Origin of the sequence: Citreicoccus inhibens, from assembly GCF_019039035.1 — a bacterium.
Lineage (GTDB): Bacteria > Myxococcota > Myxococcia > Myxococcales > Myxococcaceae > Citreicoccus > Citreicoccus inhibens.
In genome coordinates, this window is sequence record NZ_JAHNZT010000007.1 from 17,747 (window position 1) to 33,661 (window position 15,915).

Below are 15,915 nucleotides of genomic sequence, written 5' to 3' on the forward strand. Positions count from 1 at the left end.
CTCCAGGAAAGCCAGACACCGTTGAGAGAGTTATCGCTGGCACCCGCAAGGAGTTGCGCCCGCCTTTTCTCTAATTTTGGGGTGGCGAGAGAGGGAATCCGCTCGGATCGGCACGATTCCAGTGTCTATGTTTTGCGATGGCCTCACTGAAAGCGCGCGCGAAGGCCTTGGCCTCTCCGGAGGCCGTGTCCGCTACGACGCCCGGTGCGGCGGGAGGGATTCCACAAGCCCGCAGCAGCTCCACGCCCTCCTTCGACACGCCCAGCGCCTTGCCATGGCGGTAGGCCTCCCAGACGAAGTGCCGGGCCCGCGCGTCTTGTGACAGGACTGTCACGCTCGCGCTCCCCCCGGGAATGAAGACGGCGTCGTACTCGACGGAGGCTGTCGTCATGGCGCTCACGTCCACGGGCAAGGGCTTGCCACTCGCGTCCTTCACCGAGCCCAGATGGCCCGCAATGACTCGCAGCGTCGCGCCCTGCGACTCCAATGCCTTGCGCAATCCCTGAAGCGCCACGGCATCCACGCCGGGCGCCACCAACGCCGCGACGCGGCGCGTCTTGATGCTGTCCTTCACCGTATTCTCCAGGCTCAGCGCCGGTGATACGGCATTGGCGGAAACGGAGGGCACCACCGCGGGCGCTGGGGCAGGCAATCCCAGTCCCTCGGCGACCCGCGCCGCGAGCACGCCATCAATCTTCGCGAAGTGCCCCAGCACCCGCTCGTGAACTTCTCGTGTCACCACCTTGCCCAGCTCAAAACGACACGCATCAATCAGATGCGCTTGTTCTGTATCGGACAGACTTCGAAAGAAGAGTCCCGCCTGGCTGTAATGATCCGCGAAAGACTCACCACGGACGCGGGCCTTGAGGCCGCCCACGTGCTCGGCGTGGGGGACGAAGCCACCCTGCGTCGCCGAGGCGAGGGCGGGGCAGCCGCCCCCCAGGGAGTTGGGGTGGTAGTTGGCCCGCCCCGCGTTGCTGAGGCGCCGCCCGAATCCGTCCTGCTGGTGGTTGTGCACCGGCACCAGGGGACGGTTGATGGGCAGGTCCGCGAAGTTGGGGCCGCCCAGGCGGGTCAGCTGCGTGTCCAGGTACGAGAAGAGGCGGGCCTGCATGAGCGGGTCATCGGTGAAGTCGATGCCCGGCACGACGTTCGCGACACAGAACGCCACCTGCTCCGTCTCGGAGAAGAAGTTCGTCGGGTTGCGGTGGAGCGTCAGCTTCCCGATGCGCTCCACCGGCACCAACTCCTCCGGCACCAGCTTGGTGGGGTCCAACAGCTCGATGCCCAGGCGCTCCGCCAGCGCCTCCTCGATGACCTGCACGCCCAGTTCGTACTCCGGGAGGTGGCCGGCCTCGATGGCCTCCCACAAGTCTCGGCGGTGGAAGTCCGGGTCCCTGCCCGCCAGCGCCTGGCACTCGTCCCAGACGAGCGAGTGCGCGCCGAGCACGGGCTTCCAGTGGAACTTCACGAAGCGGGACACGCCCCGCGCGTTGATGAAGCGGAAGGTGTGGACGCCAAAGCCCTCCATCATCCGGTAGCTACGCGGCAGCGCCCGGTCGGACATCGTCCACATCACCATGTGCATCGTCTCGGGCACGAGCGACACGAAGTCCCAGAACGAATCGTGCGCGGTGGCCGCCTGGGGCATCTCGTGGTGCGGCTCCGCCTTGGCCGCGTGGATGACGTCCGGGAACTTGATGCCGTCCTGGATGAAGAAGACGGGCATGTTGTTGCCCACCAGGTCGAAGTTCCCCTCCTCCGTGTAGAACTTCACCGCGAAGCCGCGCACGTCCCGCACCGTGTCCGCCGAGCCCCGCGAGCCCACCACCGTGGAGAAGCGCACGAACACGGGCGTGCGCACCGAGGGGTCCTGGAGGAAGCGCGCCCGCGTCAGCTCGGCCTGGGAGGTGTAGACCTGGAAGAAGCCGTGCGCGCCCGCGCCCCGCGCATGCACCACGCGCTCGGGGATGCGCTCGTGGTCGAAGCGTGTGACCTTCTCTCGCAGGTGGAAGTCCTCGAGGAGCGTGGGGCCGCGTGGGCCCACGCGCAGCGAGTCGTCCGTGCTCACCACGCCCGTGCCCTGGTCCGTGGTCAACCGCTGCCCCGTGGGCTCGGAGCGGTCCTTCGCGAGCGCCTCTTCCTTGCTGTCTTCGTGGACTCGCACTCCGTCCGACTTGCCCCTGGCCATGCCGCGCCTCCCGTGACGAGGAGGGCGCAGCCTAGGAGGCGCCGAGCGCCCCACGGCCGTGCTCCCGCGGACAAGCTTCCGCTGGGTGACAGTGACTCCTCAGCGGACCTCCGGCGAGGATGCGCCCATGAAGACCGAACCCGTCACCCAGACGCTGGAGCGCATCCGCGCCGAATTCCTCCGCACGCCCGGCGGCGTGCTCGCGTTCGACGCGGACGGCACGCTGTGGAGCGGAGACGTGGGCGACGACCTCTTCCTCGCGCTGCTGGAGCACGGCGACCTCCAGCCCGAGGTGCACGAGGCCCTGGAGCACCTGTGCCTGGCGCACGGCGTGGACACGGCTTCGGATGACCGGGAGCTGGCCCGCCGCCTCTTCGCCGCCCACGAGGCGGGACGTCTCCCCGAGCACGAGCTGTACGCCATGCAAGCGTGGCTGTTCGCGGGCTGGCGCACGGAGGACGTGCGCGCCTTCGCGCGGGATGTCGTCACACGCGTGCGCGTGGAGTCGCGCGTGCATCCAGAGACGCGGCGTGTGCTGACGTGGGCGCAGACCGAGGGCGTGGACTGCTACATCGTCAGCGCCTCGCCACGCGCGGTGGTGGAGGCGGCGGTCGGGCCGCTGGGCCTCTCACCGGAGCGCGTGCTGGCGTGCACGCCGCGGGAAGCAGCGGGGCGGCTGCGGCCCTCCGTGGAGGAGCCCATTCCCTACGGGCCGGGCAAGGTGCGCTGCCTTCGCGCCCGCACGGCCCAGCCCCTCCATGCGGCCTTCGGGGACAACCTGTTCGACCTGGAGATGCTGGCCGCCGCCCGCATCCCCGTGGCCATCCGGCCCAAGCCGCGCCTCCAGGCTCGCGCGGAGGAGCTGCCCGCGATGGTGCAGCTCCTCCCGGAGACCTGACGCGGCCCCCGCGCTACTTGCAGGGCCTCGGGGACAGCGAGTCGATCCAATCCGCGAGCAGCTTGGAGCCCTCCTCGTGGCGGAGGCAGCGGCCAATCTGCGGCATCATCTTCCCGGACTCCGTGGTGTCCATCCGGTACCAGAGGATGGACGTGGCGTGGTCGCCGGGGACGATGTCGAACTCACCACCGACGCCGCTGCCCGCCGAGCCCGGGCGCTTGCACTCGCCCAGGTTGAACAGGTCCACGTTGTCGATGTTGAGGAACAGCCGGCTGGTGATGCCGGCCGTGCCCTGCGGGTTGTGGCAGTGCGCGCAGTTGATGTCCAAGTACGTGCGCGCGCGCGTGCTCAAGTCCGCCTGCGTGGCGTCGAACGGATCCGGCGCGTGCGGCACGTCCGCCAGCGCTGGCAGCCCCTCCAACCGGCCGAGCTGCGCCAGGTGCTGGAGCTGGTTCACCTCCACGCCGTCATACGTGTTCGTGCGGTTGAGGTAGCGCGCCTTCACCCCGATGGGCAGCATCACCTGCTCGCCCGTGGCGTTCTGGAGATGGTGGCAGGTGAGGCACTGGTTCCGGCTGGGGACCAGGTACGAAATCTTCTGCGTGACGCCGTGGAGGTCGATGAACTCGACGGGCACCACGCGGCCACCCGCCGCCATCGTGGCCTCCGTCTGGTCGGCGTTCCACAGGTACGGATACGCCTCCCAGCCCGAGGGCTGGCGGATGAGCACGCGCGTCTCCACGGCGCGCACGGCCTGCGTCGGCGCGCGCATGTCCGCCGGATACGAGAACGTCTTGGTGATGAACGTCCCCACCGGCAGGTCCAGCACGGCCTTCGCGTCGTAGCGAGCCGCCTTGCCCGGCGGGACGAAGAGCGTGCGGGACTTGACCGCGTAGTCTGAGAACAACGGCGCCGTCAGCGTGTACGGCACGTTCCCGGCGACGGGGTGCATCCCCCCATCGCTCGGGCTCCCCGTGAACAACCCCAGCTCGGAGAGGTTGTCGGGCATGACCCGATCCGGCTCGCCCGCGTCCGGCTCGCCCGCGTCAGGGGAGCCCGCGTCGGGGCTCCCCGAATCTGGAGCGCCCGCGTCTGGCCCCCCCGCATCCGGTGCTCCCGCGTCGGGATTGCCCGCGTCCGGAACGGTATCGACTTTCTTCTCGGAAGGCGTCCCCCCGCAGGCGGCCAGCACGAGGGCCAGCAGCACCGCGGAGAGGCGAGGAAACAGGGGGGACAGCGCGCGCATGGTGTTCGAGCTCCGAGGTTTGGCGTGACGACTAGAGGCTGCCCGTGACGACCGGCGGGTTGAAGCCCGCGCAGTTGTACGGGGCCGCGCCCTGCGCGTAGTGCTTCGTGAAGCCCCAGGCCGTGGTCAGGTTCGGCGACGAGCCCGTCAGGTTCCCGGAGACCGCCTGGAGGTCGAAGTCCACCATGATGTTCTTCGTGGACTGCGGCACCGTGTTCGCGCCCACGCAGAGGTTGATGGCGTTGGGGTGCTTCGGGTCACGCGGGGCCGGATCAATGCCGTCCCAGAGGATGTGCTCCACGCGCAGGATGCCCTGCGCCGCCGCCGCGTACTGATACGCCGCGAACACGACCGCGCCAAACGGACGCTTCTCCTGGTCCGGCGCGCCGTTGTCCACCGAGTCACCGCTGCCGCCCTGGAACGTGTTGTCGTGGATGTAGATGTCGGACGTGCCCCAGTTGCCGCCACCCGCGCTCCACTGCGCGGGATCCGGCTCGATGGCCAGACCGCTCAGCACCGCGATGTCCACGGTGTTGTTGTTCGACCAGGTGTTGCCGGAGAACTCCACGCGGCGCGACGCCAGGATGAACGTGCCCGTGCCCGCCGGCACCTGCGACACGGTGCTGCTGCTGGCCGTCACCGACGCGAAGTTCGGGCGGTTGTTGTCGAGGACCTTGTTGTTCTGGAAGCGGATGTCCGTGCCCACGATGGGGTTGCCGGGCAGGTCGAACACCACCAGGCCCGTGGTGTTGTCCTGGGCCAGGTTGCCGTGCACGAAGGCGAAGCGCGTGTTCTCGATTTCAATGCCCGCCACGTTCTGCAGCGCCTTGTTGTTGCGCACGATGGCGTACTCGGTCTGCCCCACGTAGATGCCCGCGTCCGCGGCGTTGTAGGCCTCGCAGTCATCGATGGTCACGTACTTCGACTTCACCGGGTAGATGCCGTACTTGCCGTTGCTCTCCTTGTTCTGCTGCGCCCACTCGGTGCGCACGCGCTGGATGAGCACGTCGGTGGAGTTCTCGATGCGCAGCGCGTCCTTCTTCGCGTTCCAGATGGCCACGTCGCGCACGGTGAACAGCTTGCCCACCACGTCCAGGCCGTTGGTGTTCGCCGCGGCGTTGGTGAAGACGAGCACCGTGCTGGACGCGCCGCCGGTGGCCTCGCCCTTGGTGCCCTTGCCCGCGCCCGCGAAGGTGATGCCGTCCTTGCGGATGGTGATGGCGTTGTCGAAGGTGTACGTGCCGGCCGCCAGCTGAATGGTGGCGCACTCCGTCAGCGAGTTCACCCGGTCCTGGATCTGCTGCTCCTGGCCCGGCGTGAAGCTATACGTCTGGCCCTGCTTGCCCGCGCAGGAGAAGGTCCCCGTGACGCCGCCGTCCCACGGCGTGCCCGCGTCCACGATGACGCCCGCGTCCGTGCCCGCATCGGGCTCCGTGCCCGCGTCCGTCCCGGCGTCCACCTTCGTGCCCGGTCCGGACGGCTTGGGGTCTTCCTCTTCGGAACATCCAGGCAGAGCCAACAGGCCCACCACGGTCAGCAGGGCGGCACAAGAAGCGCGAGTCAACGACAGACGGTGCATGGCGTTCCTCCGGAAACACCACCCACGGAGTCCTCGACAGGGCGAGGCGCGACGCGGAGCGGCGGGGAATGGACGGAATAGTGGGAGCGAACGCTTGTGAATCACAAGCACAAGCGCCCGCGACAGGGATTGACGCACTGCAACTTGTGACCTCAGGCGAAAACACTACGCCCGCGGTAATGATTGACGCGATGTATCAGATTTCTCGGCCCTCGATTTGGACCTGGGAGTGAAAGCCGAGCAGCACAGCGGCTCCAACGCGCGGACCTGCTATCTGCCTGGGCACGATGACTCGACCCGACAACCCCCAGGCCCGACGCATCTTCGTGGGACTCATCCTCGCGGCGCTGTTGCTGGTGGGCGTGACGTTGTGGCCCTTCATCCGGCCCCTCTTCCTGGCCACCATCTTCGCGGCGCTCCTCTGGCGCGCGCAGGAGGGGCTGACGCGGCTCTTGCGCGGGCGGCGCAACCTGGCGGCCACGCTGCTGTGCCTCGCCGTGGCGCTGGTGGTGGTGGGGCCCTTGGCGAGCCTCGTCGCCTACGTGGTGCGCGAGGGCGTGCAGGGCGCGCAATCCGTGGCGTCGCTCGTGCGGCAGGAGGGGCTGACAGGTGTCGTGGAGCGCGTGCCCGCCGCGCTCCAGCCCTGGGCCCGCCGCGTGGTGGAGAGCCTGCACCTGGAGGAGGCCCAGCTCAGCGAGGCCCTCAAGCAGGAGTTGAGCGAGCGCGGAGGCCAGGCCGCGGAGGTGGTGGGCCGCGCCGTGTCCGCCACGGGCTCCGTGCTGGTGCAGGGCGTGATGATGCTGGTGGCGCTCTTCTTCCTGCTGGTGGACGGCGGGCGGCTGGTGACGTGGCTGGAGGAGCTCTCGCCGCTGGAGTCCGGTCAGACGGCGGATCTGCTCACCGAGTTCCGAGATGTCTCACGCGCCATCATCGTCTCCACCGTGGCCACGTCGGGCGTGCAGGCGCTGCTCGCGTTCCTGTCCTTCGTGGTGGGCGGAGTACCAAGCGCGGTCTTCTTCGGGCTGCTCACCTTCTTCACCGCGTTCATTCCGGCCGTGGGCGCGGGCGGCATGTGCCTGGTGGCCTCCGCGATCGTCTTCTTCGACGGGCGCCCCGTGACGGCGCTGCTCGTGGCGGTGTGGGGCGTGGCGGTGGTGGGCACGGTGGACAACCTGGTGAAGCCGCTGCTCGCGCGCCGGGGGATGGACCTGCACCCGGCCCTCATCTTCTTCTCCATCCTCGGGGGCCTCTCCATCTTCGGGGGCGTGGGCCTGCTGCTGGGCCCGCTCGTCATGGCCACCTTCCTCGCACTGCTGCGCATCTACCGCCGCGACTACGGCCGGCACGAGTCCACGCCCCCGAGCGCCGCGCACCCAACGCCCGCCACGCCCTCGCGGCAGAACGTGGGCTGAGCCGACTTCAGCGCGGGAAGCCCGCGGCGTCGGCGGCCACCTGGGCCGCCACGTTGAGTCGCTCCAACAGGCCCGCGCCGAAGTACTGGCGCATCGACTCACCTTCATGGGCACGCACCAGCTCGGGCGTGTCCACGTAGCCCACGTAGCCGTTGGCGAGCGCCAGCACGTGCGTCGCGCCGGTCCGCTCGCGCAGCTCCACGCCCGCGCCCGTGGTGGGCTCCCCCGGCACCGTGATGAGCGACAGCGGCCCCAGCCGCAGCGCGTCCACCTCCGCCTCCCGAGGCGCGGAAGCACACAGCACGTTGTCCCCCGCCGAGCGCGTGAAGCCCGGCACCAGCCGCGTGGAATCCGGGCGAGGCATCGCCGCCGACATCCGCGCCAGCGACAGCGTCACCGGCCCCTGCGTGGACACCGGCTCCGCGCGCTCCGCCAGCGCCGACAGCGCCCGCGCGAAGCCCTCCGCGCGCTCCACGCCCTGCCCTTCCGAATACGCCACGGACGCATTGCCCACCGCGCCCTGGAGCAAGAGCGTCACGCCGCCCGAGGCGGCCTCGCGCAGCGCGCTCAACCGGCCCGGATAGTCTGGGTCCACGCGCTCGCGCTGGCGGGGAATCAGCGCGGGGTGCGCGGCGAACACGAGCAGCTCCGCCACCGGAGCGCGGACCCCTCGCAGCACCACGCGCGTGAGCGCCCCATCGGGCGCCTGTCCTCCCGTGCGCGTGTAGACGAGCCCCGCGTCCTCCGCCTTGCCCACCTCCAGCGTGACGTCCGTCAGCGAGGCCGCCGCGCGCGCCACCGCCTCGCTCGCGCCCGCCACGGCGGACTCCACCGCGTCGCTCCGGTAGCGCCCGGTGCCCGAGACCTGCGCCACCAGCCGCGTGTCATAGCCCCCGAAGGACGAGTGCGTGTGCGTGGCCATCACCAGCACCTCGCCCACCCCCGCTTCGCGCGCGCGCGCGCGCACCCGCTCCGTCACCTCCGGCGTGACGAAGAGCAGCTCCAGCGACACCAGCCCCACGCGCACCCCGCCCGCCTCCACCACCACCGCGCGCGCATGCAGCGGGGGCTCGGCCGCGTTCGCCTCGGCGCGCGGCGGGGGATAGCCGGCCACCACCACCGGAAAGGACGGCCGCAGCTCCACCCTCGCCGCGCCGGCGCGCAGCGGCCCTTCGCCACGCATCCGTGACAGGACGGTGGGCGCATGCTCGACCCAGGGCCCACACCAGTTCCATGACGCGAGCGCGTACGCGGCGCCCGCGGTCAGCAAGGCGAAGGGAACCCAGGTGCGCCAGGGGAGACGTCGTCCGGAAGACATGCCCGGCCAGAGTACCTGCTTCCCGCGCCGGCGCTGCTCCTACCTTTCCGGCCAGCAGCCTCGAATGTGGCGTACCGGGACCCATCAGGTGGACCGTGGAATACCCCGCGTCGTGGCGTGCGTTTTCGTTCCGCTTCCGGTCTGAAAGGGGTAAGGCACCGCGCATGTGCGGCATCTTCGGAATCGTGGGTCACGCTGAGGCCTCCAACCTGACGTACCTGGGCCTGCACGCCCTCCAGCATCGAGGCCAGGAGTCCGCCGGCATCGTTGCGTCGGACGGCCATACCCTTCGCGCCCATCGTCAGATGGGCCTGGTCGCGGACATCTTCACCGTGCCCGTGCTCGCCAGCCTGCCCGGCCAGGCGGCCATCGGGCACGTGCGCTACTCCACCGCGGGCGGCAGTCGGTTGGAGAACGCCCAACCGCTCTTCGTCACGTACGCGGGCGGGCAGTTCTCCATCGCGCACAACGGCAACCTGGTGAACGCGCGCGAGCTGAAGGACGCGCTCGAGGCCGACGGCGCCATCTTCCAGTCGGACGCGGACACCGAGGTGGTCATGCACCTCCTCGCGCGCTCCAAGCAGCCGACCTTCGAGGCGAAGCTCGTGGAGGCCCTCAAGAAGGTGGAGGGCGCCTACAGCATCCTGCTGCTCACCGAGAGCAAGCTCATCGCCGCCCGAGACCCCCACGGCTTCCGGCCGCTGGTGCTGGGCAAGATGAAGGAAGGCGCCTTCGTGGTGGCCAGCGAGACGACCGCGCTGGACCTCATCGAGGCGGAGCTGGTGCGCGAGCTGGAGCCCGGCGAGCTGCTCATCATCGAGAACGGCGTCATGCGCACGAGCAAGCCGTTCACCCCCGCGCCGCGCCAGGGCCGCTGCATCTTCGAGCAGGTGTACTTCGCCAAGCCGGACTCCGTGCTGTTCGGCAAGAGCGTGTACGAGACGCGCAAGCGCCTGGGCATGCAGCTGGCGCGCGAGCAGCCCGCTCCAGCAGCGGACCTGGTCATCGCGGTGCCCGACTCGGGCGTGCCGGCCGCCATCGGCTTCTCCCAGGTGAGCGGCATCCCCTACGACGTGGGCCTCATCCGCAGCCACTACGTGGGCCGCACCTTCATCGAGCCGCAGCAGTCCATCCGCCACTTCGGCGTGAAGCTGAAGCTGTCCGCCGTGCGCAGCGTGCTCAAGGGCAAGCGCGTGGTGGTGGTGGACGACTCCATCGTGCGCGGCACCACCAGCCGGAAGATCGTCAAGATGCTCAAGGCCGCGGGCGCCGTGGAGGTGCACCTGCGCATCTCGTCCCCCCCCACGCAGTGGCCCTGCTACTACGGCATCGACACGCCCAGCCGTCAGGAGCTCATCGCCTCCAGCCACACCACGGAGGAGATCGCCCGCTACGTGACGGCGGACTCGCTGGGCTACCTGTCGCTCGAGGGCCTGGGCGCCGCGGTGGATGACCCCACGCGCTCCACCTTCTGCACCGCCTGCTTCTCCGGCCAGTACCTCACGGGCGGCTTCACCGCGGACGACAAGCTCAGCGCCTGACCCCATGACCGCCTCCTCCGCGCGGCCCGAGTTCATCCAAGCGGAGCGACAGTTCGTCCGCTCCGTGCTCGCCGGACTCGTGCTGCTGGGGCTCGTGGCGGTCGCGGGTCCCCTGCTCAGCTACCGCAGCGACGTGGCCGAGGCGCGCGCGCAGTTCCAACTGCGCGTCGCGCGCGAGGCCCGCGTCTACGCCGAGGCGCTCGGCCTCCACCTCAACCTGCTCCAGACGGAGCTGCAACGCGTCTCCGCCAGCGTGGGGCCGGACCTCCAGCACCCCGGAGACCTGGGCACCGAGGACCTGCTCGACCTCACCTCGCCCTCCGGTGGCCTGTTCCACGCGGGCCTCATGCTGTTGGACCCCGAAGGCCGCGTCCGCTGGAGCGACCCGCCCCACATCACCGAGGAGTCCTCCTTCGCGGCGCGCCCGTGGTTCCGCGACGTGCTCGCGCGCCAGGTGCCCATCGTCGAGGCCATCGCGCCGGGCTCCTCGTCCTTCGTCGTCGCCGTGCCCATCAGCCACGGGGGCCGCGCCACGGGCGTGCTCGCGGGGTTGCTCGACACGAGCAGCGCGCTGCCGGGCGGCCGGCCGCTGGGCGAGCACCTGGAGCTGCTCGTCCTCAACGCCGCGGGCGACCTGTTCCTCCCCGGCACGCCACCGCGCTGGGCCACGCTCCCCCGAGCCGACGCCGAGCTGCGCGCCGTCATCAGCGAGGGCATCCGGCCGCTGGCCCTCGGGCCGGACCTGGAGGTCTTCGCCGCCGCGACGAAGGTGCCCGGCACGGGGCTCAACCTGGTGCTCGCCGCGGACGAGACCGCGATGCTCGCGGGCATCCGCAACCGCTTCCTCGTGCAGCTCATGGTGGTGGCGCTGCTCCAACTCGGCACGCTGGTGCTCTTCAGCTTCCACTGGCGCCGCGTGTACGGCCTGTTCCTCGACATGGAGGAGCGCGCCGCGCGCCATGAGAAGATGGCCGCGCTCGGCAGCGCCGCGAGCCTCATCGCGCACGAGGTGAAGAACTCGCTCAACGGCCTGAAGATGGCCTCCGGGCTCGTGTCGCCCGAGGGCGAGGGCGCGCTGGTGGCACGCACCATCAACGGCCAGATTGACCGGCTGTCCCATCTGGCCACCTCGCTCCTGCACTTCGGCAAGCCCCCGGTGACGCGGCGCACGGCGGTGGACCTGGCGCAGCTCGTGCGCGACGTCGTCGCGGGCCTGCGCGCCTTGCCCGAGGCCGACGAGGTCCACCTGGACGTGGTGCTGCCCGAGCAGGCGCCCCTCTCGTGTGATCCGCTGCTGCTGGCCACCGCGCTGGACAACCTGCTGCGCAACGCCATGGAGGCCACGGTGGCGGCCAAGGACCTGGGACAGCTCGCCGCCCCCCAGGTGCGCGTGGTCGCCACGCTTCACCAGGACGAGGCCGTGGTCAGCGTGGAGGACAACGCGGGGGGGCCGCCCGCCACCGTCGAGGGTCGCCTCTTCGAGCCGTTCGTCACCTCCAAGGCCAAGGGCATCGGGCTGGGGCTCGCCATGACGCGGCAGGCGCTGGAGCAACAAGGTGGCAAGCTGACCTTCGAGCGCATTCCCGGCGGCAGCCGCTTCCAGGTACACCTGCCCCTGCCCCTTTCCTCCTCCGAGGCGCCTCGGCCATGAGCATTCCCGCCCTCTTCGTGGACGATGACCGTGCCTTCTCCACCATCGCCACGGTGGCGCTCCAGCGAGAGGGCTTCGCGCTGACGCTGGCTCGCTCTCTTCATGAAGCGCGCGCGGCGCTCGCGCAGGCCACACCTGCGTTGGTGGTGCTCGACCGGCGCCTCCCCGACGGAGATGGCCTGTCGTTCCTGGGCGAGCTGAAGGCGCAGGCTCCTGGCGCCGCGGTGGTGATGGTGACGGCGCACGGGGACATCGCCAGCGCGGTGGACGCGGTGCGCGCGGGCGCGGCGGACTACGTCACCAAGCCCGTGGAGCTGTCGGACCTGGTGCTGCGCGCGCGCCGCGCGGTGGACACGGGCCGATTGAAGGACCGGCTGGAGGCCGCGGAGGCCGAGCTGTCCGGCCGTCGTCGGCTGGTGCCGCCCGCCTCGGCCGCCATGCAGCGCGTGTTCTCCATGCTGGAGCGCATCGCCGCGTCGCCCCGCAGCCCCGTGCTGCTCCTGGGCGAGACGGGCGTGGGCAAGGAGCAGCTCGCGCGCCACCTGCACGCCCTGTCCTCCCGCGACGGCGGCGCGCCCTTCATCCACATCAACTGCGCGGCGCTGCCCGAGCAGACCGTGGAGAGCGAGCTGTTCGGCCACGAGAAGGGCGCCTTCACCGACGCGCGCGCCGCCCGCCGAGGCTTGGTGGAGGTGGCCCACGGCGGCACGCTGTTCCTCGACGAGGTCGGAGAGCTGCCGCTCGCGCTCCAGGCCAAGCTGCTCACCTTCCTGGACTCGGGCCGCTTCCGCCGCCTGGGCGGCACCACCGAGCAGACCAGCTCCGCGCGCATCGTCGCCGCCACCAACCGCGACCTCCCCACCCAGCTTCGCGAGGGCACGTTCCGCGAGGACCTCTGGTTCCGGCTCGGCGTCTTCCGCATCGACGTGCCGCCCCTGCGCGAGCGCCGCGAGGACATCCCGTCCCTGGCCGAGGGCCTGCTCACCGAGCTGAGCCGCGAGCTGGGACGCCGCGACATGACCCTGGGCACCCGCGCGCGCGCGCGCCTCGCCCAGTACGCCTTCCCCGGCAACGTCCGCGAGCTGCGCAACATCCTGGAGCGCGCCCTCGTGCTGGAGCCCGGCCCCGAGCTGGAGCTGGAAGTGCTCGGCGGAGGCCCCGCGGCGCTCGCCCCTCCCTCGGCGGAGGCCGGCGCCACCGATGCGTTCCGCGTGGAGCAGCCGCTCCCCATGGAGGACCTGGAGCGCGCCTACGTGCGGTGGGTGCTGGAGAAGCTGGGCGGCCGGCGCATGGAAGCCGCCAAGGCGCTCGGCCTCTCGTACCCCACGTTCCTCAAGCGCCTGGAGTGAAAGCATTTTGAAGCGCGCCCCGCCACTGCAAGGATTTTGAACCGCGCGACGGACGTAGCCCCCCGGAATCACTGAGGAAAACCCGGGCACGCGCCTTGCCATGGGACAGGCCGGTACCTCACCGGGAGCCTGCCTCGTGCGCCGTCCCTTGCCGTTCCTCGCTGCCCTCCTCGCCCTCGTCGGCCCCGCCTCTGGGGCGCGCGCGGAGTCGCCGCCTGCCACTTCCACTCCTCCCGCCGGCGCGGCGCTGTCGCTCGCGGCGCTGCCGGACGAGGACCACCTCGCCGCGCTCCTCTGGGAGCAATCGGCCGAGTTCGCCGCCGTCCGCGCGCGCATCGCCGCGACCCGGGCCGACCTCATCCGCGCCCACGTGCTGCCCAACCCGACGCTGGACGTGTCCATGAACACGATTCCCATCGGGGCCACCAACCCGCCGGGACTGCGTCGCTGGGCGGAGGTGCCCAACTACGCCTTCGGCCTCTCGGAGCTGGTGGAGCTGGGCAAGCGCGGCCCTCGCCAGGACTCGGCGCGCGCGGCGCTCGCCGCCTCCGCGCTGGATGCCCAGGCCACGCTGCGCGCGCGCACGTATGACGTGATGGACAAGGCCGCGGACGTGGCCGCCACCGAGCTGCGGCTCGCGCAACTCCAGGAGCTGGCCGACGACGCGGCGAAGCTGACGGAGCTGCAGCGCGTGCGGCAGCGCCACGGCGACGCGGCGGGCCTGGACGTGGACCGCTCGGTGCTGGAGGAGGAGAGCCTCCAGACCTCGCTGGGCGAGGAGCACGCCCGCCTGTCGGATGCCCTGCTCGCGTGCGCGCAGACCGCGGGCATGCCCTGTCAGCCCTTCGGCGGACGCACCGCTGCGGCGGCCTTCTTGGAGGCGCGCCTCGCCCGCGCGCCGTCGGCCGCCGACATCGAGTCGCGGCCCGACCTGCGCTCTCTGTCGGCGCAGGAGGACTCGGCGCGCGCGGCGCTGACGCTCGCCCGCCGGCACTGGGTGCCGGACCCCACGGTGCGCGCCGGCTACGTGCGCGACCAGTTCGTCATCGCCGGCAACCAGCTGAACTCGTTGTTCGTCGGGCTCTCCATTCCGCTGCCCTTCTTCGACCACGGCCAGGCGGACGCGCACGCGGCCAGCGCGGCCATGGAGGCGGCCCGCGTGTCGCGCGAGAAGCTGGCGGCCCAGTCGGCCCGGGACGCCTCCACGCTCGCGAGCCAGCTCGCCGCGCTGCGCGAGCGCCGGGAGCGGCTGCGCAACCAGACGCTGCCCATGGCGGCGGGCGTGGTGCAGCGCCTGGACGCGGCGGTGCGCGCGGGTGGCGCGGCGCTCCAGGACCTGCTGCTCGCCCGGCGCACCTACGGCGAGCTGCTGCTGCACGCCGCGGACCTCGACCAGGGCGCCTTCCACGTGAGCACCGGGCTGGACCGCGCTCACTCCGCGGGCCCGCGCGCGCCCGAGTCCCTCACCGAGCCTCGCTCCTGACCTTCTTCCTTCTTCCTTCTTCGGAGTCACACCATGAGCCTCCCGGATTCCTCTCCTCTCCCTCCCTCCCCTCCCTCCCCTTCCGCTCCTTCGCCGGACCACCGCCGCCCCGTCTGGCTCGCCATCGCGGGCGCCGGCCTCATCGGCACCGCGGGCGTGCTGTACGCGCTCGCGCCCGCGCCCTCCGCGGCGGAGAGCGAAACGGCCAACCCCCGCCCCGCGGTGAACGGCGAGACCGTTCAGATTCCCGAGGGCGCGCCGCAGTGGCAGTACGTGGAGCTGGCCGTCGCCTCGGAGGCCCCCGCGCTGGCGCCCCTCCCCGCCCCCGCGCGCGTGCAGTTCGATGAAAGCCGCACCGCCTCCATGGGCGCGCCGCTCGCGGGACGCGTGGAGGAGGTGCGCGTGCGCCTGGGTGACCGCGTGAAGGCCGGTGAGCGCCTCTTCAGCGTGCGCTCCGGCGCCTACGCGGACCTCCAGAAGGAGATGCACAGCGCGGAGGCCGAGGCCGCCGAGAAGCGCCGCACCGCCGAGCGCCTGAAGGAGCTCGTGTCCCTACAGGCCGCGCCGGAGAAGGACCTCCTGGCCGCGCAGACCGAGCAGAAGCAGGCGGAGCTGGCCCTGGAGGCCGCGCGCGCCAAGGCCGCCAGCCTGCGCGTGTCCACCGAGGGCGACAACCTCTTCTGGGTGACGGCCCCGCGCGCGGGCACCGTGGTGGACCTGGACGTGGTGGCCAGCCTGGAGGTGACGCCGGAGCGCGACAAGCCCCTGCTGCGCCTGTCTGACCTGGACGAGGTGCTCGTGGTGGCGGACCTCCAGGAGTCGGACGCGTCCGACCTGCGTCCGGGCACCGCCGTGCTCGTGGGGACGCGGGATGGCACCACGCGGCCGGGCAAGGTGGACCGCGTCTCCGAGGTGGTGGACCCCACGCGCCGCACGGTGGAGGTCCGCGTGCGCGTGCCCAACACCGACCGCCTGTTCCGCCCCAACGCCTACGTGGAAGTGACGCCCTCGGCGCCGGATGACGTGAAGCGCGTGCGCGTGCCGAACAGCGCGGTGGTGACGGACGGCGCGCGCTCGGTGGTGTTCGTCGCGCGGGACGCCCACCGCCTGGAGCGCGTGGCGGTGACGCCCGGCCGCCGGCGCGGGGGTGAGGTGGAGCTGCGCGGCGGCCTGACCGCCGGCGAGCGCTTCGTCGCCCGGGGCGCGCTGCTCCTGGAGAACCAGATCGAGCTGGCCGACTAGGCCCC

At 71.2% G+C, this 15,915-nt stretch carries 11 protein-coding genes; 7 read left to right on the top strand and 4 right to left on the bottom strand.

The genetic code is table 11. The features are described from left to right. Nucleotides 1–70: 70 nt before the first annotated feature. Entirely contained in the window at nt 71–2,191 is a 2,121-nt protein-coding gene (locus KRR26_RS11625; RefSeq protein WP_199723918.1) for a catalase, read from the bottom strand. A gap of 127 nt (nt 2,192–2,318) precedes the next feature. Here KRR26_RS11625 and KRR26_RS11630 point away from each other — a divergent pair, with 127 nt between their 5' ends. Beyond that, nucleotides 2,319–3,089 (top strand): HAD family hydrolase, encoded by a 771-nt coding sequence (locus KRR26_RS11630; protein ID WP_217079833.1) that lies wholly within the window; start codon nt 2,319–2,321, stop codon nt 3,087–3,089. A 13-nt stretch (nt 3,090–3,102) separates the two neighbouring features. Here KRR26_RS11630 and KRR26_RS11635 read toward each other — a convergent pair whose 3' ends face one another. Together KRR26_RS11635 and KRR26_RS11640 are read right to left on the bottom strand one after the other, a co-directional pair. After that, nucleotides 3,103–4,335: an SO2930 family diheme c-type cytochrome gene (locus KRR26_RS11635; RefSeq protein WP_217079834.1), complete on the bottom strand. Its 1,233-nt coding sequence runs from the start codon at nt 4,333–4,335 to the stop codon at nt 3,103–3,105. A 31-nt stretch (nt 4,336–4,366) separates the two neighbouring features. Further along, the gene (locus KRR26_RS11640) at nt 4,367–5,914 is read right to left on the bottom strand and encodes a parallel beta-helix domain-containing protein (RefSeq protein ID WP_120209678.1); all 1,548 of its coding nucleotides are present in this window, start codon (nt 5,912–5,914) and stop codon (nt 4,367–4,369) included. A gap of 287 nt (nt 5,915–6,201) precedes the next feature. Between KRR26_RS11640 and KRR26_RS11645 the strand changes: the two genes are divergently transcribed. Continuing rightward, entirely contained in the window at nt 6,202–7,326 is a 1,125-nt protein-coding gene (locus KRR26_RS11645) for an AI-2E family transporter (protein ID WP_217079835.1), read from the top strand. A 7-nt stretch (nt 7,327–7,333) separates the two neighbouring features. On the opposite strand, the gene KRR26_RS11650 is transcribed toward KRR26_RS11645, so the two are convergent. Further along, nucleotides 7,334–8,644: a neutral/alkaline non-lysosomal ceramidase N-terminal domain-containing protein gene (locus KRR26_RS11650; protein ID WP_120209676.1), complete on the bottom strand. Its 1,311-nt coding sequence runs from the start codon at nt 8,642–8,644 to the stop codon at nt 7,334–7,336. A 164-nt stretch (nt 8,645–8,808) separates the two neighbouring features. Between KRR26_RS11650 and purF the strand changes: the two genes are divergently transcribed. The 5 genes from purF (at nt 8,809) to KRR26_RS11675 (ending at nt 15,910) form a co-directional block, all read left to right on the top strand. Continuing rightward, nucleotides 8,809–10,185, top strand: a complete 1,377-nt coding sequence (purF, locus tag KRR26_RS11655) for an amidophosphoribosyltransferase (protein ID WP_120209675.1) — start codon at nt 8,809–8,811, stop codon at nt 10,183–10,185. 4 nt (nt 10,186–10,189) lie between these two features. Further along, nucleotides 10,190–11,836: a sensor histidine kinase gene (locus tag KRR26_RS11660; RefSeq protein ID WP_199723917.1), complete on the top strand. Its 1,647-nt coding sequence runs from the start codon at nt 10,190–10,192 to the stop codon at nt 11,834–11,836. Then, nucleotides 11,833–13,185 carry a sigma-54-dependent transcriptional regulator gene (locus tag KRR26_RS11665; RefSeq protein ID WP_120209673.1) on the top strand — a complete coding sequence of 451 codons (1,353 nt, stop codon included), beginning with the start codon at nt 11,833–11,835 and terminating at the stop codon, nt 13,183–13,185. Before KRR26_RS11660 ends, KRR26_RS11665 begins: the two co-directional genes overlap by 4 nt. Before the next feature lie 136 nt (nt 13,186–13,321). Then, the gene (locus tag KRR26_RS11670; protein WP_120209672.1) at nt 13,322–14,668 is read left to right on the top strand and encodes a TolC family protein; all 1,347 of its coding nucleotides are present in this window, start codon (nt 13,322–13,324) and stop codon (nt 14,666–14,668) included. A 33-nt stretch (nt 14,669–14,701) separates the two neighbouring features. Continuing rightward, nucleotides 14,702–15,910, top strand: coding sequence for an efflux RND transporter periplasmic adaptor subunit (locus KRR26_RS11675; RefSeq protein ID WP_217079836.1), 1,209 nt, complete (start codon nt 14,702–14,704; stop codon nt 15,908–15,910). The last annotated feature ends 5 nt before the right edge of the window (nt 15,911–15,915 follow it).